General features: G+C 44.0%; 15 protein-coding genes and 2 pseudogenes. 4 read left to right on the top strand and 13 right to left on the bottom strand.

All coding sequences use genetic code 11. The features are described 5' to 3' along the window. Positions 1-14 precede the first annotated feature (14 nt). The 12 genes and pseudogenes from QZZ41_RS09480 to QZZ41_RS09430 form a co-directional block, all read right to left on the bottom strand. The gene (locus QZZ41_RS09480; protein ID WP_295070968.1) at positions 15-1,454 is read right to left on the bottom strand and encodes a UDP-N-acetylmuramoyl-L-alanyl-D-glutamate--2,6-diaminopimelate ligase; all 1,440 of its coding nucleotides are present in this window, start codon (positions 1,452-1,454) and stop codon (positions 15-17) included. 34 nt (positions 1,455-1,488) lie between these two features. Then, the gene (locus tag QZZ41_RS09475) at positions 1,489-3,912 is read right to left on the bottom strand and encodes a penicillin-binding transpeptidase domain-containing protein (RefSeq protein ID WP_295070964.1); all 2,424 of its coding nucleotides are present in this window, start codon (positions 3,910-3,912) and stop codon (positions 1,489-1,491) included. Positions 3,913-4,231: 319 nt separating this feature from the next. Further along, entirely contained in the window at positions 4,232-4,735 is a 504-nt protein-coding gene (locus QZZ41_RS09470; RefSeq protein ID WP_074714288.1) for a cell division protein FtsL, read from the bottom strand. After that, positions 4,728-5,669, bottom strand: a complete 942-nt coding sequence (gene rsmH / locus QZZ41_RS09465; RefSeq protein ID WP_295070957.1) for a 16S rRNA (cytosine(1402)-N(4))-methyltransferase RsmH — start codon at positions 5,667-5,669, stop codon at positions 4,728-4,730. The genes QZZ41_RS09470 and rsmH overlap by 8 nt, the downstream gene beginning before the upstream one ends. Before the next feature lie 58 nt (positions 5,670-5,727). After that, entirely contained in the window at positions 5,728-6,159 is a 432-nt protein-coding gene (locus QZZ41_RS09460) for a division/cell wall cluster transcriptional repressor MraZ (RefSeq protein WP_074714290.1), read from the bottom strand. A 431-nt stretch (positions 6,160-6,590) separates the two neighbouring features. Continuing rightward, on the bottom strand, positions 6,591-7,208 hold the full coding sequence (locus tag QZZ41_RS15435) for a SpoIID/LytB domain-containing protein (RefSeq protein ID WP_367267475.1): 618 nt from the start codon (positions 7,206-7,208) through the stop codon (positions 6,591-6,593). A gap of 18 nt (positions 7,209-7,226) precedes the next feature. Continuing rightward, positions 7,227-7,331 (bottom strand): annotated as a pseudogene (locus QZZ41_RS15430) (stage II sporulation protein D); the annotation flags it as partial. 584 nt (positions 7,332-7,915) lie between these two features. After that, positions 7,916-8,896 (bottom strand): class B sortase, encoded by a 981-nt coding sequence (locus QZZ41_RS09450; RefSeq protein WP_295070948.1) that lies wholly within the window; start codon positions 8,894-8,896, stop codon positions 7,916-7,918. A 6-nt stretch (positions 8,897-8,902) separates the two neighbouring features. Beyond that, the gene (locus QZZ41_RS09445; protein WP_295070946.1) at positions 8,903-10,666 is read right to left on the bottom strand and encodes a class B sortase; all 1,764 of its coding nucleotides are present in this window, start codon (positions 10,664-10,666) and stop codon (positions 8,903-8,905) included. Then, positions 10,666-11,211 carry a CinA family protein gene (locus tag QZZ41_RS09440; protein ID WP_295070944.1) on the bottom strand — a complete coding sequence of 182 codons (546 nt, stop codon included), beginning with the start codon at positions 11,209-11,211 and terminating at the stop codon, positions 10,666-10,668. The genes QZZ41_RS09445 and QZZ41_RS09440 overlap by 1 nt, the downstream gene beginning before the upstream one ends. Positions 11,212-11,273: 62 nt before the next feature. After that, positions 11,274-12,452 carry a tRNA uracil 4-sulfurtransferase ThiI gene (gene thiI, locus QZZ41_RS09435; protein WP_295070941.1) on the bottom strand — a complete coding sequence of 393 codons (1,179 nt, stop codon included), beginning with the start codon at positions 12,450-12,452 and terminating at the stop codon, positions 11,274-11,276. 237 nt (positions 12,453-12,689) lie between these two features. Next, the gene (locus QZZ41_RS09430; RefSeq protein ID WP_295070938.1) at positions 12,690-13,820 is read right to left on the bottom strand and encodes a cysteine desulfurase family protein; all 1,131 of its coding nucleotides are present in this window, start codon (positions 13,818-13,820) and stop codon (positions 12,690-12,692) included. Between the two features lie 260 nt (positions 13,821-14,080). Between QZZ41_RS09430 and QZZ41_RS09425 the strand changes: the two genes are divergently transcribed. Together QZZ41_RS09425 and QZZ41_RS09420 are read left to right on the top strand one after the other, a co-directional pair. Continuing rightward, on the top strand, positions 14,081-15,259 hold the full coding sequence (locus tag QZZ41_RS09425) for an RICIN domain-containing protein (RefSeq protein ID WP_295070935.1): 1,179 nt from the start codon (positions 14,081-14,083) through the stop codon (positions 15,257-15,259). A gap of 133 nt (positions 15,260-15,392) precedes the next feature. Next, entirely contained in the window at positions 15,393-15,929 is a 537-nt protein-coding gene (locus tag QZZ41_RS09420) for an NUDIX domain-containing protein (RefSeq protein WP_295070932.1), read from the top strand. Positions 15,930-15,970: 41 nt separating this feature from the next. Here the strand turns inward: QZZ41_RS09420 and spoVG are convergent, their stop codons facing one another. Then, entirely contained in the window at positions 15,971-16,279 is a 309-nt protein-coding gene (gene spoVG / locus QZZ41_RS09415) for a septation regulator SpoVG (protein WP_295070930.1), read from the bottom strand. 371 nt (positions 16,280-16,650) lie between these two features. Here spoVG and murC point away from each other — a divergent pair, with 371 nt between their 5' ends. Both murC and QZZ41_RS09405 read left to right on the top strand, forming a co-directional pair. Further along, on the top strand, positions 16,651-18,069 hold the full coding sequence (murC, locus tag QZZ41_RS09410; protein ID WP_295070927.1) for a UDP-N-acetylmuramate--L-alanine ligase: 1,419 nt from the start codon (positions 16,651-16,653) through the stop codon (positions 18,067-18,069). Position 18,070: 1 nt separating this feature from the next. Next, positions 18,071-18,216, top strand: a pseudogene (locus QZZ41_RS09405) (transcriptional repressor LexA); the annotation flags it as partial.

Raw genomic sequence — 18,216 nt, 5'->3', positions numbered from 1 at the left:
ACAACTCCAGTTTTTTATTTATCGAGCAGTTTAAGACCTTCGGCAACCACTTCACGCTCGTCAAAGTGGATATGCTCCATGCCTGCAAGTATCTGATAATCCTCATGTCCCTTGCCGGCAAGTACTATTATATCACCTTTATCAGCAATTTTCAAGGCATGATATATAGCTTCTCGTCTGTCAGTAACTACATCATAATTCACAGGCATACCTTCGATACCTGTAAGTATATCCTTTATTATAGCCTCAGGCTCTTCATTTCGCGGATTATCCGATGTTATTATAAGCTTGTCGGCATATTTTGCAGCAGCCTTCGCCATTTTCGGACGCTTTGCCGCATCGCGGTTTCCGCCGCAGCCGAACAGGCATATAAGGTCGTTTTCAGTGTACTCCTTAACGCTTCTGAGTATATTCTCGATAGCGTCGGGAGTATGTGCGTAATCGCAGATAACTGTGAAGTCACGCCCTGTAGGTATTACCTCACATCGTCCCTTTACGCCGTTGTATTCCTCAACGGCAGGGATTATATTGTCAATGCCGAGACCAGCTTCAAGGCATACAGCTATAGCAGCTGTGATATTTGAAACATTGAAAAGTCCGGGCATTCTTGTCTTTATAAGATGCGACTTATCGCCGCGGCAGAACCAGAAGCTTGAACCTGTGGACTTTATCTTTATGCCGTCTGCATAGATGTCTGCATTTTCCTTTACGCTGAAGCTGAGCTTTCGGCAGTTTACTTCACCGAAAAGCCTCTTTCCGTAGTCATCATCTGCATTTATAACAGCTGTATCACAGATATCGAAGAGCATTTTCTTTGCCTGATAATAGTCCTCCATATCCTTGTGATAGTCAAGGTGATCCTGAGTAAGATTTGTGAACACCGCAGTTTCAAAGTGAGATGAACCTATCCTGTATTGACACAGACCGAATGAAGATACCTCCATTACAACATACTCACAGCCTGCATCAGCCATTTTGGCAAGCAGCTGCATGAAATCATATGCCATAGGTGTGGTATTGTCGGTATGAATGACTTCATCGCCTATCTCATTCTGTATTGTTCCCACAAGACCTGTCTTGTGTCCGTTTTTCATAAGGATATGCTTGATAACATTAGTTATGGTAGTCTTACCGTTAGTACCAGTAACGCCTATCATTTTCATTTTTCGCTCGGGGTGTCCGAACCATGCCGAACATATCTGACCGTAAAGCTTACGGGAATTTTCCGTGATTATCTGTCTGTCGCCAAGTCCCAGATCACGCTCGCACACAACAGCCGCTGCGCCCTTTTCCAGCATCTCCGCAGCTGCCGTATGACCGTCAAAACTTCCGCCCTTTACGCAGACAAAGAGGCTTCCCTCAGTTACCTTGCGCGTATCGTCGGTCACGGAACTTATTTCGGTATCGCCTATTGCAGTAACAGCGTTATTTTCAATAAGATCACATAATTTCATTTCGTCTGCCTCCTGTCTTTTTCTTTGGGCATCGTCAGTCGTTGAACGACTGTGCCTGGAATTCAAGTTCTATAGTAGTACCTTTAGCTACAACTGAATACGGATCTATGCTCTGACTCTTGACCGTTGCCCCCTCCTGCGTTGCAAGAGAGTTCTTCGCAACATAGTTAAGACCAAGTGCGCTTAATACCTCGTTTGCAAGCTCAGGACTATAATATGAAAGATCGGGCACCGTTACAGGTTCATAGGTATTTCCCTTTTCGGTATAAAGGTAGATACAGCCGTCCTTTGATATATATGTTCCTGTTATAGGAGACTGCTCAACTACTTCGATACCGTTGCCTATCTTTTCATATTTTACGCTGCCGCCGCCGAGTCCCTGGATAGTCTTTATTGCATCATCTATAGATGCGCCCTTGAGGAGCGGAACCTTTACATTAAGGTTTTTAAGCTCAGTCTCATCATACTCAGGGCTCTTGTCAAGATATCTGAGTACGTCTGTGAGGATATCCTGTGCGCACGGAACTGCACATTTGCTTCCGTAATACTGCTGATTGCTCTTATCAGGCATATCAGCAAGCACAAGGAGTATCAGTTCGGGATCATCGGAAGGAGTAAAGCATAAATACGAAGCACCGTATTCATTAAGATTTTCGTTTTCCTTGCCGTATTCCTGAGCAACATTCTGTTTTATGGCACTGAAACGCTGTGAAGTACCCGACTTGCCGCCAATTGCAAAGCCCATAATATCAACATTGCCTGCGGTATTGCCTATAACGACATTTCTCAGTGCATCTGCCATTGTTTTCGAGGACTCTTCCGATATTACCTGTCTTCTTACAGTTCTTTCGTTATTCAGAACTATGTTTCCGTCCTGATCGACTACCTTGTCAACTACATAAGGCTGAAGCAGATAGCCGCCGTTTACAACTGCACTGCAAGCGGTGATAAGCTCTATAGGTGTAACTGTTTCACACTGTCCGAATGATGCTTCGGCAAGGTCGATAGGGTTCATATCAGTCGGACCGTCACCCAGTTTTGGAAGATCACCGTTTGCCTCATAAGGAAGGTCAATGCCTGTTGGTTCTCTGAAACCGAAAGCATCGAAATAATACTGGAACTTTTCCATACCGAGAGCCTGACCCAAAGCCATAAAAGCAGGGTTGCAGGACTTTGTAAGTGCCTCCTGGAACGACACGGGTCCGTGTCCGCCTGTGTCTACACTATGACAGGCAATCGGAAGCTTACGGTCGCCGTCCTGAAAATACTCTACGCCGTTGCAAACATGAGACCATGTATCGACATCAACGGATTTTTCTTCAACTACAGAGGCAGCTGTTATTATCTTGAATACCGAACCCGGCTCGTAACGCTCACTGATACACTTGTTGTTCCACTGACGCTCACGGGCTTCGGGAGTACATTCTTCAATATCCTTTTCTGTAGGATTTTCTATCTCTTTATCATAGAATACTCTTTTGAGCAGCATATCGCTTGAAAGCTCGATAGGATCATTCAGGTCAAAGCTTGGATATGTAGCCATACCCAGTATAGCACCCGTTTTAGGGTTCATCATTATAGCACATGATCTGTTCTTTACATCGTGCTCCTCAGACATCTCTTTAAGATGCTTTTCAAGGATATACTGTATCTCTCTGTCTATAGTAAGGTATACATCATCGCCGTCCTTCGGCTCAAAGGTCTTGGAGTATCTGTAAGGAAGCTCCTTACCGTTAGAGTCCTTGGCAGAAACAGTTCTTCCGTCAACACCTGACAGATACTTATTATAAGATGATTCTATACCGTATGCTATGTCTCCTCTGGTAAAGCCTATTACAGAAGCAGCAAGATCATTCTGAGGATAGTAACGCTTTGTATCCTCGACGCTTCCTATAGAAACAAAGCCCATATCATAGAAATAATCCAGTATCTCGTCAGCAACAGCCTTTTCTGTCTGGACCTTGAGCTCAGAGTATCTGCCCTCTGCGTCCATAGCTTTTTTGACCTTCTCAGCTGTTACATTCAGTTTAAGCGCAATAAATGCAGCTGCTTTGTTCTTGAACTCCTCAGCTGACTCGGGAAGTACATTTATCTCCTGACCCTTCTCGTCATATTCGGGAGTATATGTACCGTTCGCTTTATCTTCATTTCTCTTGTTGATGCGCTTCTGAAGGCTTTCAAGGTCATCTTTAAAGGCAGCAGGATCAATGAAGATCTTGTATACAGTCGCACTCTTTGCGAGAGTTATGCCCTTTGAATCATATATAGTACCTCTGTGTGCAGAGATGCTTATCGAACCGAAATGCTGGTCATTTGCCATATCCTGATACTTCTTGTTGTTAAGAACGGATATTTTGAAGAAGTTGGCTGCAACAGCTCCGAAAAGCAGACTGAAAGCAGCTGTCATAACTATTTTCGACCTGAACCGCATCGAGTTCGACGGATTTGTATTTATCACAGCAGAATTCTTCCTTTCCGCGAAAAATCGACTATAAATAAATAAGGCAGGGTTTTTGTGTGCCCCGCCCGTGAACATCTTTATTTCTTTTTTGGGATGTCCTTTTGTTCTGATACGACGAAGGATTTATCGCTATTCAAGCGTGGGACTGCCGCTCCCGGGCTCTCTTTCTCTCTAAGAGCCCGAGAACTGCAATTCCGATATTCCGATCACCCGCTGTATCTCCGTGTTCTACATATAACTTCGGCTTTTTATATTTTTATCGCCGATAGTGCTCATTAATTATACAGGCAGTCCTTGTGTTATATTTATATTGGACTTACCCTCTGAAATATTCCACGCATTTATCGAAAAAGGATTTTATTTTCGCTATCACACCTTTTTCCTGCTCCGGAATAGTCACGACATCACCTGTCTGTATCTTGATATACTTTATCTGAGTAGAATCTATCTTCTGCATCTTCAGAACGTTTTCCGCATATTCTTCTATATTCTTAGCGGACATCTTACTATCAAGTTCAGACTGGAGTCTTACATTTTCGGCTTCGGCTTCATCGAGCTTCTCGTTCATAGCAGATACCTTGTTGTACATGGTGTTCCGCTTGTCAAGCGAATAGATGACCGAGCCAAGCAGTGCGGCAGCCAGCAGCGATACGAATATTATCATAAGAACCGAACCGCTTTGAGCTTCGTTCTTTCTGATCTGTATCTCAGGCTTCTGCTCAGTATCCATCTTTACTGCGTCGTCCATATCGGTTGTCTCGTCCGAGTCGGCATCGTCGTAGCTTTCGTCGTTATAATAGCGTACAGTGTTTTCAGCCATTGCTTTCCGCACTCCTTTCTATTATTCTGAGCTTTGCGCTTCTGCTTCTGTTGTTTCTTTCGAGTTCCTTTTCTTTAGCCTCTAACGGCTTTCTGTTTACAAGTTTTCCCTGCGGCTTGTGTCCGCATACACATTGTGGGAAGTCAGGTGGACAAATGCAACCTCTGCACCATTCCGCGAATTTCTTTTTTACTATTCTGTCTTCAAGGGAATGGAAGGTTATAACTGCGAGCCGTCCGCCCGGTCTCAGACTGTAGAATGCGTCCTCGAGTCCTTTTTCGAGGTGCTCGAATTCTCCGTTGACAGCTATTCTTATTGCCTGAAAGGTTTTTTTACAAGGGTTCTTTTCACGCCTTGCCTTCTGAGGAACGCTTTCTCTTATTATATCTGCAAGCTGTAATGTAGTCTCTATAGGAGCATTTTCTCTTGCTCTGATTATATTCGCAGCTATCTTTCGCGAGAATTTTTCTTCTCCGTACTCGAATATTATCCTTGCAAGCTCTGACTCGGAATAGGTATTGACAACATCTGCTGCACTCATCCCCTCCTTGCTCATTCGCATATCAAGCGGAGCATCAGAGTGATAAGAGAAGCCTCTGCTTCCCTCGTCCAGCTGAAATGACGAAACACCAAGGTCCATAAGGATACCGTCGGCATAGTCTATATCAAGTTCATCGAGGACCGCTCTTATCTCTGAGTAGTTCCTGTGGAACACTCTGGCATTGGTGAACACCGACAGTCTTTCCGTTGCAACAGCAACTGCGTCGGGATCTCTGTCAAGAGCGATAAGTCTGCCCTTTTCATTCAGTCGGGCAGCGATTGCAGAGGAGTGACCTGCACCGCCTGCGGTACCGTCTACATAGATACCGTCGGGACGAATGTCAAGTCCTTCGATACATTCCTCAAGCATAACAGGTATGTGGCTGAATTCCATTAAACAAAACTCTCCTTAATCCGACAAAGTTCGGAAAACGAATACAAAAACGTTCGTATCAAAGGACAAGATCAGCAAGAACGTTGTTGATCTCTTCCTGAGAGATATTATTGTTGAATTCTTCCCATTTGGACTTGTTCCAAATCTCGGCTCTTCTGTTTGCACCGATAACAACGACTTCATCGGTGATGCCTGCATGATCTCTGAGCTGCTGGGTGATAAAGATACGTCCCTGTTTATCGGGGACCTGTTTATCAGCACCTGCAAGGAGCTTACGTCTTATGTCAGCACCCTGCTTGCCCGGGATCGAGTTAAGAGTCTCACAATAGTCCTGAAATGCTTCCGGCGAATATACGGCGATATAGGAGTCATCATGTCCCTGACAGAGAAAAAACTCAGGTCCGAGGATCTCACGCAGCTTAGTCGGGAAGCTCATACGGCCCTTCTGATCTATACTTGGGTAATAGGTACCACATAACAGATCTGCCATTTGAACTTCGCCTCGCTTTCGTACAACCTCTTAGGATCAGATCACCCTAATTTGGAAAATTTCACATCCAATCACCTTTTTTCACCCTAAACATATTTTATCATTAATTGGGTAGAAATTCAAGATGGAATATCTCACAAGTATAAACCCTAAAATCGGCTATTTTTTGTCGATTTTGTTTAAAGTTTAACTTACGGTTGTTTTAAAACGAAACAAACGTTTTTATATTCGTTAAATATTTTGTTTTGTTTTCACCTTTTTTCACCTTTTTGAGTATTTTTAAGGATTTTTTTACCACTTGGCTTCACCTTTCATCACCCAAAAAGAAAGAGAATAAGTCTCCGAATATAAAATGCCGTGACACTTGGTATATCCAAAGACTTATTCCTTTTGTTCTTAATGTCCTTAATCAGGCTGTTTTACACCTTTTATCAATCATGTGTATATGTAAGATTGAATTTTGATGATTTAAGTCCCATCATCATTGAGAACGGATAGCCCTTTGCAGTAGTCTGTCCGTCGATATTTACATCTGTTACATAACCTGTCTCTTCCGAGTATACAGGCTGTATCCAGTTGTCGGGATCGTCGGAAAGTGTGATGTGGTAAGCTGTTTCCAGCTTCTTCTTCACTTCTGCCGCATCCATATATTTTACTGTACCCCAGTGCGGATCAAACGCAGCATCATACTCGCTCGGTACGCTTCTCAGGTACGGGTAGTCTGCATAGAATACTTCATAGCAGTTTGCTGAACAGCCTCCGCTTGAAGCAGAGAATACTGTAAGAGCATAATTATCATCATAGTAAAGAGCTTCGCCGAGAACTTCCTGGCAGGCGTCAATAACTACCTGCGGCGGATTTGGCTTACCTCTCAGGTCTCTTGAATCGTCACCGTTATACTTTAAATAAGTATATACTGCAACTGCCTGGGCCTTGATAGCTTCGTAAGAGAAGCTTCCGCCCACCTCGCGGTTTACTATCTCGGATACGACCTTCAGAGTATCACCTGCCGGTTCGTGAGCGATAGTAAGTTCTTCGTCATCTGTCATTCCTGTATTCATCAGGTATGTTCCGGGATAATAGTGGAACAGTATATCCTGATAAGTCCAGCCCGCATAAGCGGCATAGAAATTAGCACCATTCTGGCTCATGCCAACGCCGTGTCCCCAACCGTATGTAACGAATGCGAACTGTCCCGGCTGAGCGTCTATTGTAGGTCCCGGCTGAGAATCAGGGATATCACCAACGAATGCTCCCGAAGTTTTTATCTCGACAGCAGTCGGAGTTTTGCTCCTGCTCTTTGCAGAGTTCTTGGATAAGGTAGGAGTTCCCTTTTTAAGAGCACTCTTCTTCTTTTCCACTTCTTCCTCACGAGCCTTGCGCTCTTCCTCGGAAAGACCTGCATAAGGATCGACAGCTTCACCCACTTTAGCCATTTCAGGTGTTGCAAGCTCATAGCTTATAAGCGTGAGGCTTGAGTCATAATCGCTGATATCAGCTTTTTCCCAATCCTCAGGCATCTTCTGTTTTGGTTCTGCGATTTCCGCAGCTAATTCAGAAGCTGCTTCCGTAACAGCATCTACTGTATCACTTACCTCTTCGGCAGTCACCGAAGTTTTCACTTCAGTTTCCGCACTTTCAGCGGTAGTCATACTTGTTGTCCCCGCGAATACTATTACTCCCGAGGCTGCAGCTGCTGCTCGTTTAAGCATTTTCTGCATTTTCATAACAATCTCCTTTAAATTATAAAGTCAGTTCACTGAGACTTTTCTTCATTTGCTGCTTTTTCGGCTTCTTCCTTGGAAGCCTTTTCTGCTTCTTCTTTCTTTTTCTTCAAATACTCCTCAGTGTGCTGTATAGTTGTCATGTCTCCTGCGACTTCGCCGTCTCTGAGTCTTCTTGCCACAACTATGAAACGTGAGTTATCATAGTCAGCGTAACAAGTAGAAAGAGTCAGCAGCTTGTCGCCGTACTTAACATCAACACCTGTATCCAGAAGCTGTCCGCCACGGCAGTTGTCGATGTAGAACTTAAAGTCTTCTTCTGTATCAAAATCTTCCATATCCCAGTAATGGAAATCGGTAGCATTATAGCTTCCGCTTGTTATGAGATATGCAAAGACGACGTATTCGTATTCCTTATAGTTCGAGCTCACCTCTATAAAGGGGTGCTGCTCATAGAATTCGGGATCGGGACGATATTTTCTCAACGATCCCATCATAGTTCCGTCATACCAGTTATGTCCGTAGATCACAAGATTATCAGACTGCTGACTTTCATCGCCGCCGAAGTTGTTGCGGTAATCCGCATAGAATGTTCCGCGGTCGTAATACTGTCTGAATATATCCTTTTCAAGATAATAAGAATTAGGCACCCACTCATCAGGTCCGTAATACGGATCGTTTGCAGCTACCTCACCGGGGTCTCTCAAGAACGGGTAATCGACCTGAGTTCCATCGATCTTTACCCAGCCCATAATGTCCTTGTTGAGACGCATCAGTGACTTGGTTCTCTCGCACACACCGTTAAGAGACGGCACGTAATCATAATTGTCTGCCCAATCGGCTGAAAGCTTTTCGGCATTCGCCTCCGTTGCTGCTTCTGTCACAGCCTCGGGAACACTATCAACTGTCGGAACAGATTTTTTGTCCTTGTTCAAATATAATGCAAACGCACCAAGTCCAACAGCCGCAGCGCAGCTTACGCAGGCTGTTATTGTTTTAGCGTTCTTGTTCATTGCTTATCACTTTCCTCCCTTTGGACCATAGGGAACGAATTTGGCATCTGGATCATAATGTTCGTCCGGATGGATCGAATAATATAATGTAGGCCATTTTATGTTAGGATTTGCCTCGCTGTGTTCAGTTCCCTTTTTAGGATCTTCTCCCTCTCTTACACGCCTTGCAAGAATTATAAGACGTCCTCTTTCATCGGGGAAGAAGGTGCTGCAGGTAGAAAGTGTAAGGAGCTGATCTCCGTACTCAACATCTACGTCATTTGTGCGTATCGTCCTTCTCTTTGCTTCATTGACGAAATCGTAGAATTCCTTTTCGTCAGCAAAATCAAGAACGTTCCAGCAGTCAAACTTCGTATCTGTATCGTCATTGTTGTCGAGCATAAAAAATGCAAATATTTTATACTTGTATCTCTCATAATTGGAACTGAGATCAATTACGGGATGTGCTCCGTAATACTCCTCATTCCTGAGATAATATTTCAAAAAGCCAAACATCTGATCGTCCCACATATCATGTCCGTAGATGATCAGATTCTGCGAATTTTCATACCTTAAATATCCGTCCTCGCCTACATCATCGAAATGATTTCTGTAGTCCATGAATATCTCACCTGCAATATTTTCAGTGAGATCATATTTCTTGTCCAGATATTTTGAATTATCGTCTGCCTGTAAAACAGGATTGTTCAATGGTGTATCAGGTATACTGATAGTACCTACTATATCATGGTTGATGTCCCAGAGCTTTTTGGCTCCGTCGAGCATACCGCCATATTTTTTTCTTTTATCTCCCTCGGGAGTTGTTTCTTCTTCAATTTTCGGCTCACGGTCTTTATAGATATCGTATATATCCATTAATTCTGAAGTCTTGTGTTTACTCGACCAGAGATCGTAATAATAATCGCCCACAAGGTATCCGCAGACACATATAGCGATTATTGAGCCGAGAAAAACGATCTTTCTGACACATTCCAACACACTGTCGCCTTTTTCCGGGAACAGTCCGCGAAGTCTCTGCTTGAAAGTCTTTTTCTTCTTCTTTTTTTTCTTCTTTGCAGGCTTGACTGTCTCGTCAGGCACTGCAGTCTTCTGAAAGCTTTGCTCGTCAACGCTTTCGTTGGTATTTTTAAGCTGCTGTGCAGCCTCCTCCTCAGCCCGTTTTAGAGGAGCAAGCTGATCCTCAACAGTATCATGACCAACAGGAGTGAACACCATTGTTTCCTCGGTGTCATCAGCCTCAGCTTCTGTGAAAGTCTCAGCTATTTCTTCGACAGCCGCAGCAATTTCTTCCGTCTGTGATTCTTCTTCCGAACTTTCAGTCACAGTTTCAGTGAAGTCCTCAACCTCCGCTGCGATACCGGTATCCACCTCTGAAAAATCCTCGGTAATTTCATCAGCAATCTCGCTCAATTCCTCTTGTACGGGTGTTTCAAGCTCATTGATGATGTCCGAGATATCGGGAGAAGCATCAACTGCGGACTTTTCTGCCGCAGCCGCCGTTTCGGCAGCTAATCTCTCAGCTTCAGCCTTTTCAAAAGCTATAGCCTGATCCAGCTCATCAAGGATATCCTCAGCTGTTGAGCTGTGCTTTTCCTTGGCGCGCATTATACGATCAGATATAGTTTCCGAGCGTTCGCTTTCCGATGTTTTATTATTGTCATAAGTCGTAGGCGCAACTTCTGCTTCGCCATGTATCGACCTTCTGATAGCTTTTATCTTCTCAGCTCTGCGCTGAGCTTCTGAGCTTTCGTCGTTTAATCTATCGCTCATCAGTCTGTTTCCGCCTCCATCAGTACTTTTTCAATAGTGTCAAAGGCATAAGCCGCTGTACACTTTCTTATATGCTCTCTGCTCATGTCACTGAGCTTCCAAAGCTCGGGCAGCCGTACAAATTGTCTGCCGCAGATATCGAAGCCAACATATACCGTTCCCACAGGTGTTTCAGCAGTTCCGCCCGATGGACCTGCGATCCCCGTTACGGAAACACACACATCTGCACCCGAACTTTCTTTCAGTCCTCTGACCATGTAAAGTGCAGTCTGTTCACTTACGACTCCGAAATTTTTGATCACCTCAGCAGGAACGTTAAGAAATTCTGTCTTTATTCTCTCCGAATAAGTACAGATCCCCAGTTCAAAAACTGCCGACGCACCCGATACTGATGTTATAAGCTCCGAAAGGAGTCCGCCCGTACAGCTCTCCGCTGTAGCTATCTTCAGACCCTTCCGTTCTAATAATTTTACAACACTTTCAACTGTTTTGTCAAGTTTTTCGGTATTACATTCAGAAAATTTACTGCTTACCACTAAATTCACACGCTCTCTTTAGTCAACATTTCACAAAAATCAAGTGATTACTTTGTGAAAAACTTAAAAAATCAATCTCCAAAATTGAAGGTCTTCATCTCTGTATTTTCAACAGCCTTCTGTATGAGCGGCTCAAAATCAAAGCTGTTCTGAGCTTTTTCAATGTCAGAAAGCTGAGGTCTTACCTTAGGATGACGTGGGGTAAATACTGTACAGCAGTCCTCATAAGGCTGTACTGATGTATCAAATGTATCTATCTTGCGAGCTATCTCGATTATCTCAGTCTTATCCATTCCAACACATGGACGGAAAACAGGTATGCGGCATACAGCATCGGTGCAAACCATAGCTGCCATAGTCTGGCTTGCCACCTGTCCCACGCTCTCACCTGTGATAAGTGCAAGGCAGTTGTCCTTTGCTGCGATACGCTGAGCTATCTCCATCATAAGTCTTCTCATTATAATAGTAAAGAACTCCTCGGGACAGTGGTCCTTGATAGCCTCCTGAAGCTCTGTGAACGGCACGCAGTAGAATGCGATGCCTCCGCAGTAGTCCGTGAGCTTCTGGCAGAGCTGCTCGACTTTGAGCTGTGCTCGGTCGGAAGTATAGGGAGGGCTTACATAGTGTATAGCTGCGATGTGGATACCGCGCTTTGCCATCATATAGCCTGCAACTGGGCTGTCGATACCGCCCGAGAGGAGAAGCATAGCCTTGCCGCTGCTACCTACGGGAAGTCCGCCTGCTCCCTTGATGTTCTCGGCGTGAACGAAAGCGTTCTCGTCGCGTATCTCCACAGTTACCGTAACTTCTGGATTTTTAACGTCAACAGTGAGGTGCGGGAACTTATCAAGAAGTTTGCCGCCCAGCTCCATGCATATCTCAGGGGACTTCATAGGAAAAGCCTTGTCCGAACGCTTTGCATTGACCTTGAAAGTCTTTGCACAGCTGAGTACGTCCTCAAGGTACTCGTAGCTCTTGTTGCAGATGTCATCGAAGTCCTTCTCGCACACGCAGGCACGGCAATAAGTTGCGATACCGAATATCTTGCCCACTCTGTCGGCAACTTCGCTGAGGTCGATGTCCTCATCGAGTGGAGTAATGTATGTTGTGGACTGAGCACTGGTCATCTGGAAGTGACCGAGAGGCTTCAGTCTGCGCTTTATGTTCTTTATGAGCATATCCTCAAAGGTCTTTTTGTTGAGACCTTTCAGTGCCATTTCACCGTATTTTACAAGTATTAACTCTTTCATATTCTTCTCCTATACTATTTAATATAATAATACTTGAATTATGGAAGTATTATCTTAATTCACACTTATCATAAAACCAAGCCTTTAGCCTTTTGCTCTTAGCTTTTAGCCAATGTGTCGCCTTCGGCGAATAATTCAAATAATGTGAGCGTTAGCGAACTCTTTCGGCTAATGCCTAATGGCTAACGGCTAATGGCTGTATTACACATTTTTTTCCCTACTTCAATTTACAGTGTATCAGCCTCTTACCTTTTCCATACCCTCTTTGAGAGCCTCGCAGAAGATATCAAGCTGTTCCTCGGTAGTCTCGGCAGTCATGCTGATACGCAGCGCACTGTCCGCACGCTTGTCCCTTATGCCGAACTGTCCCAGAACTCCGCTCTGCTGTCCTTTTGAACAGGCAGAACCGCTTGAAACATATATCTCCTTGCTTTCAAGGTAGTGGAGCATTATCTCCGAACGCTTGCCTACTGCCGAGATATTCACCACATATGGCGAACCGTCCTCGGGAGAATTCACCGTAACTCCCTCAATTCCGCCGAGCTTATCCAGCAGATACGCTTTAAGTCCGCTTACTTTTTCATAACGCTCCGATATGGTTGGAACAAGCTTCTTCACAGCCGCACCGAATGCCGCAATTAGCGGAACACTTTCAGTACCCGAGCGTATGCCCTTTTCCTGCTTGCCGCCTGTAACAACGGGAATCACACGGACTCCCTTTTTTATGTATAACGCTCCCACACCCTTTGCACCATGTATCTTATGTCCGCTGAGGGATATGAGATCGGCACTGAGTGCATTTGCTTTAACAGGCAGCTTCATGTAAGCCTGTACACAGTCCGTATGAGTTATGATATCAGGAAATTTCCGCTTTACTGCGGAGAAAGTCTCCTTGACGGGCATAATATAGCCTGTTTCGTTATTGACGTACATCATGCTGATAAGGCAGGTGTCGTCATCACAAGCATTTACGAAATCAGCAGCGTAGTATCTTCCGTCCTCACGGGGCGAAACACGTACCACCTCAAAGCCCTTTTTCTCAAGGTCAGCAGCAGTCTCATCCACAGAAGCGTGTTCGACTGCGGATATAACTATCTTTTTGCGCTTTCTGCCGTAAGCAGCCGAAGCTCCGCGGAGTGCGAGATTGTTGCTCTCGGTAGCTCCCGAAGTAAAAATGATACAGCCGCTTTCAACGCCTATGGAGTCGGCAATTGTCTTTCTTGCGCCGTCCATGAGGAGCTGCGCATTGAGTCCCACACGGTGGAGCGACGACGGATTGCCGTAATTATCGTTCATAGCTCCCACAGCAGCCTCTATCGCTTCTGCACAGGGCTTGGTGGTAGCTGCATTGTCAAGGTAAACTTCCATTTCATGTTCCCTTCATTCGTTTATAGTAGCACTCTCTATTATAACATATAATTCAAGAAATAGCAACACTCGCGCGGAGCAATCTGCCGCTTTTCACTTTTTAGCGCAAAATCGAAAATATATTCGGTTTTCTGTTGACTTTTTCAATAAAATAATATATAATAAAAATGTTCTTATGGCCATTTGAACGATTCAAAATCAACTAATTATCAGATTAATTCGAATTACTGAACTTTTTATTGAAGGGAATCGATCAAACTATGAACATTAAAAAATTACTATCAGGCTTGCTTGCAACAACTGCTTGCATAACAAGCTTATCATTCACTACAATGACAAATCTTAACGCAAAAGCCGAAGCAGGAAGAAATATCAGTGACGGAATATATTATATACGCAACCTTAACAGTGGCAAATACATTGATGTTAAAGAGGCAAGAACAGCTAACGGAACAGAGATCATCCAGTATGATTTTACAGGTGGAAAAAATCAGCAGTTCCGTATAACTCGTGAATCTGACGGTTATTACACTATAAAACCAGTACATTATGAAGCAGCTTCATTAGATTTTCAAAATTCATATATGGCTAATACAAACGGAACAGATGCACAGCTCTACCACTACTATTCAAACAGCACTGAACAGAGATTCACAATTGAAAATGCAATTGGCGGCGGTTTTCAAATTGGTACTAAAAGCAGTAAAGGAAAAAAAGTTCTTGAAGTAACTAATTCTTCTAAATCAAACAATGCGATCATTCAGATTTGGGATTACAGTAATACAAGAATGAACGATAACTGGGCGTTTGAAAGGGTTTCTGATAGAGGTGCTTCATACATGGTACTTACACAACCAAGTGCTGAAAGTCAGAAATCTCTTAATTCTATAGTAAGTTCTTTACACAACTTAGGATATGACACTTACGGATATAATCCTGAATCCCCAACATCTCTCAATTCAAGAACATCAATGTTAAACTGTATTTCTACTTCAAACATAGTAGCTATTCAGGGAAATGGCACACCCGGTTGTATCCAGGTTGACAAAGACGTTGAGCAGACTTTGGATTCTAATGAATTTTTACAGATCAATCCTGAATTTGCATGGAAACACGTTTCACTTGTATATTTTGCGTGCAGCAGCAGCGCAACAGGAACTGTATATTTAAAAAGCTTAGCTCAGACAGCTTATGACGCAGGTGCAACTTGTGTAATCGGATTTAATTATTCTGTATCAGGTGCTGAAAAATTCTTTAAATATATGATGGATGCTGTTGAAGCAAATCCCAATACAACTGTAAGAGAAGCTGTAAATTATGCAAGAGAAAAATACACTATGGGTATTTTATCAAATTCTTCTCTTCCTTCAGATTCTCCAGCACGTATTGAAAATCTTCATATATTTGGCAATCCTGATGTCACACTTAATTTAAAATAAATATACTTTAAGCCAACAGGGGCTAAAGCTAAAGACATTATAGAAGTAAAACCTCCTATGGTAAAACATAAAGCATAGGAGGTTTTATTATAAAGGCAAAATCCTGCCAATAATAAATAATGGAGGCTTTGATATGCACTTACAGGAGAAAACTATATCAAGTGATGTTAAATACGAAGGGCCTATCTTCACTATCACTCACGACACCGCAGAGCTTGAAAACGGCAATACTGCTGTCAGAGACGTACTCCACCACCACGGCGGTGTATGCGTGATACCAATAACCGAAAACAACGAGATATTCCTTGTAAAGCAGTTTCGCTATCCTTTTCAGACAGTAACAAGAGAAGTTCCTGCGGGCAAGCTTGAAAAAGGCGAAGATCACGCCGTATGCGGCAGACGCGAACTCCTCGAGGAAACAGGCTACACCTGCTCGGAATATGTATACCTCGGCGAAATGCTGCCTACTCCTGCTTACAACAGTGAGGTAACATACATGTACCTTGCAAAGGGACTCACTTTCAGCAGCCAGAACCTTGATCCCGATGAATTTCTCGATGTGGAGCGCATACCTCTTTCGGAAGCTGTAAAGCAGGTAATGGACGGTACTATCCGTGACGGCAAAACTCAGGTCACTATACTCAAAGCCGCACGTCTACTGGGAATATAAAAAGACCCACCTCACGGTAGGTCTTTAAACAGTGCCATAGATCAAGCCTCTTCAGCTTCTTCAACATTTCCGTTTGCTTCCTCAGCTTCAAGGATAGCAAGCTGTCTTTCATATGCTTCGATAACGTTTTCCTCAAAAAGCTTTCTTGCGGAAGCAGAGATCGGATGAACGATATCACGGAACACTCCGTTTTCGTCCTTTCTGCTGGGCATTGCCACGAAGAGTCTTTCATCTCCCTGTACCACCTTGATATCATGCACTGCGAGCATATCGTCGATAGTTACCGAAACTACGGCTCTGAGCCTGCCCTCAGACATGATCTTTCTGACTTTTACATCTGTAATCTCCATAGATTTTCCTCCTTAAAATGTCTATGAACTCCTCGGTCTGACTGCTGATTTTCTTTTTTTCTCCCACATTACGCAGCAGTTAGTAAACCTATAAACTATTATAGCGTATATTTTGTAAAAATGCAAGCTAAATTTTGTTTTTATAAGGAAAAAATCTAATTATTTCAAGTGAAAGCGATGAAAAATACGTAAAAAGCACGTGACAGCGTTGTTTTGACCACTCTGTAAACATCATGAGATTACAAATACTGTTAACATTTTCCGCTTTTCAGCACAAGAAAATATCAGTTCATCAAAAATAATGGACTGTTTATATCTCCCGATCCTACTCGGGCATATACTATTATAATATATTAAGAAAGGTGATCATTTTGGATACCAATATTTTAAACGGTAAAAAGCACATTCATTTCATAGGCATAGGCGGTTCGGGTATGTACCCTCTCGCACAGATACTCCACTCTCAGGGCTACTACCTTACAGGCTCTGACAATAACGAGACCGAGACACTTGATGCTGTAAGAAAAATGGGTATTCCCGTTTTCATAGGTCAGAGAGCAGAGAATATCGAAGGAGCTGACCTTATCGTACACACTGCCGCTATAATGGCTGACAACCCCGAGCTCGTAGCCGCAAGAGCAAGCGGAGTCCCTGTGCTTGAACGTGCTGACCTTCTCGGTATCGTAACCAGCTGGTACAGCAACGCTATCTGCGTTTCGGGTACTCACGGCAAGACCTCGACCACCTCAATGATAACACAGATACTTTACACAGCAGGCATTGACCTCTCGGCATATATCGGCGGAAAGCTCCCCTGCATCGGCGGAAGCGGCATTGCAGGCAAAAGCGATATCATGGTATGCGAGTCATGCGAATTCGAGGATCACTTCCTTAAATTCTTCCCCGATATATCCGTAATACTCAACATCGACGCCGATCACCTCGATTATTTCGGAACTCTTGAAAATATCATCAGGTCCTTCCATAAATTCAGCGAGAACACCTCAAAGTGCATAATCGTCAACGGCTCGGACGCCAATTCCATGAAGTCCCTGGAGGGCATCACAGGCAAGGAGATAATCACTTTCGGCAGGGACAGCTCCTGCGACTACTATCCCGGGAACGTCAAGCACGAAAACGGTCTTCTCACCACCTACGACGCTATGTACAGAGGCGAAAAGCTTGGAACTATAACCCTCCATGTTGCAGGAATACACAATGTGCTCAATTCCCTTGCAGCCGTTGCTGCCTCACGCTATGTGGGAGTTGACTTCAGGTTCATACAGCAGGGCCTTGAGGACTTCCGCGGAGCAAAGCGCCGCTTCGAGAAGCTGGGCTTTGAAAAGGGCATAACCGTAGTTGACGACTACGCTCACCACCCCACGGAGCTTGAAGCTACGCTGAATGCAGCTATGGAAATGAACTTCAATAACGTATGGGCAGTATTCCAGCCCTTTACATTCTCCCGTACAAAGCTCCTCCTTGATGATTTTGCAAGAGTGCTGCAGATACCTGACCACGCCGTGCTCACCGATATCATGGGAAGCCGCGAGAAGAATACCTACGGTATATTCACCCGTCACCTTGCGGAAAAGATACCGGACTGCATATGGTTCCCGCAGGACGAGACCGCAGAATGGACAGACGAGCGCAAATACGCAAACTTTGAACAGATATGCGACTATATCTGCGAACACGCTCAGGAGGGCGACCTCGTTATCACTCTCGGCTGCGGCGACGCATACAAGATAGCAAAAATGGTACTGAAAAAGCTTTCGGAGGAAAAATAATATGCTGAAAGACAAGGAAATAGCTGTTTTCAACTATATAAAGTCCCGTCTCAGCGACGGAATGTCCCCATCGGTCAGGGAAATAATGGACGCAATGGGCTTCAAGTCCACGTCCACAGCCCACAGATACATCGAAACACTTGTCCG

The sequence above is a fragment of the Ruminococcus sp. genome, assembly GCF_016283395.1.
The sequence above is the reverse complement of the archived record's forward strand: the minus strand, read 5'-3'. Positions and strand labels throughout refer to the sequence as shown.

Excerpts from the sequence above, each read along its gene's own strand:
- QZZ41_RS09420 (WP_295070932.1), top strand. The coding sequence starts at position 15,393 with ATGCACTTACAGGAGAAAACTATATCAAGTGATGTTAAATACGAAGGG.
- QZZ41_RS09445 (WP_295070946.1), bottom strand. The coding sequence starts at position 10,666 with ATGAGCGATAGATTAAACGACGAAAGCTCAGAAGCTCAGCGCAGAGCT.
- QZZ41_RS09460 (WP_074714290.1), bottom strand. The coding sequence starts at position 6,159 with ATGGCAGATCTGTTATGTGGTACCTATTACCCAAGTATAGATCAGAAG.
- QZZ41_RS09430 (WP_295070938.1), bottom strand. The coding sequence starts at position 13,820 with ATGGAAGTTTACCTTGACAATGCAGCTACCACCAAGCCCTGTGCAGAA.
- rsmH (WP_295070957.1), bottom strand. The coding sequence starts at position 5,669 with ATGGAATTCAGCCACATACCTGTTATGCTTGAGGAATGTATCGAAGGA.
- QZZ41_RS09450 (WP_295070948.1), bottom strand. The coding sequence starts at position 8,896 with ATGAACAAGAACGCTAAAACAATAACAGCCTGCGTAAGCTGCGCTGCG.
- QZZ41_RS09425 (WP_295070935.1), top strand. The coding sequence starts at position 14,081 with ATGAACATTAAAAAATTACTATCAGGCTTGCTTGCAACAACTGCTTGC.
- spoVG (WP_295070930.1), bottom strand. The coding sequence starts at position 16,279 with ATGGAGATTACAGATGTAAAAGTCAGAAAGATCATGTCTGAGGGCAGG.
- thiI (WP_295070941.1), bottom strand. The coding sequence starts at position 12,452 with ATGAAAGAGTTAATACTTGTAAAATACGGTGAAATGGCACTGAAAGGT.
- QZZ41_RS09470 (WP_074714288.1), bottom strand. The coding sequence starts at position 4,735 with ATGGCTGAAAACACTGTACGCTATTATAACGACGAAAGCTACGACGAT.
- QZZ41_RS09480 (WP_295070968.1), bottom strand. The coding sequence starts at position 1,454 with ATGAAATTATGTGATCTTATTGAAAATAACGCTGTTACTGCAATAGGC.
- QZZ41_RS15435 (WP_367267475.1), bottom strand. The coding sequence starts at position 7,208 with ATGACAGATGACGAAGAACTTACTATCGCTCACGAACCGGCAGGTGAT.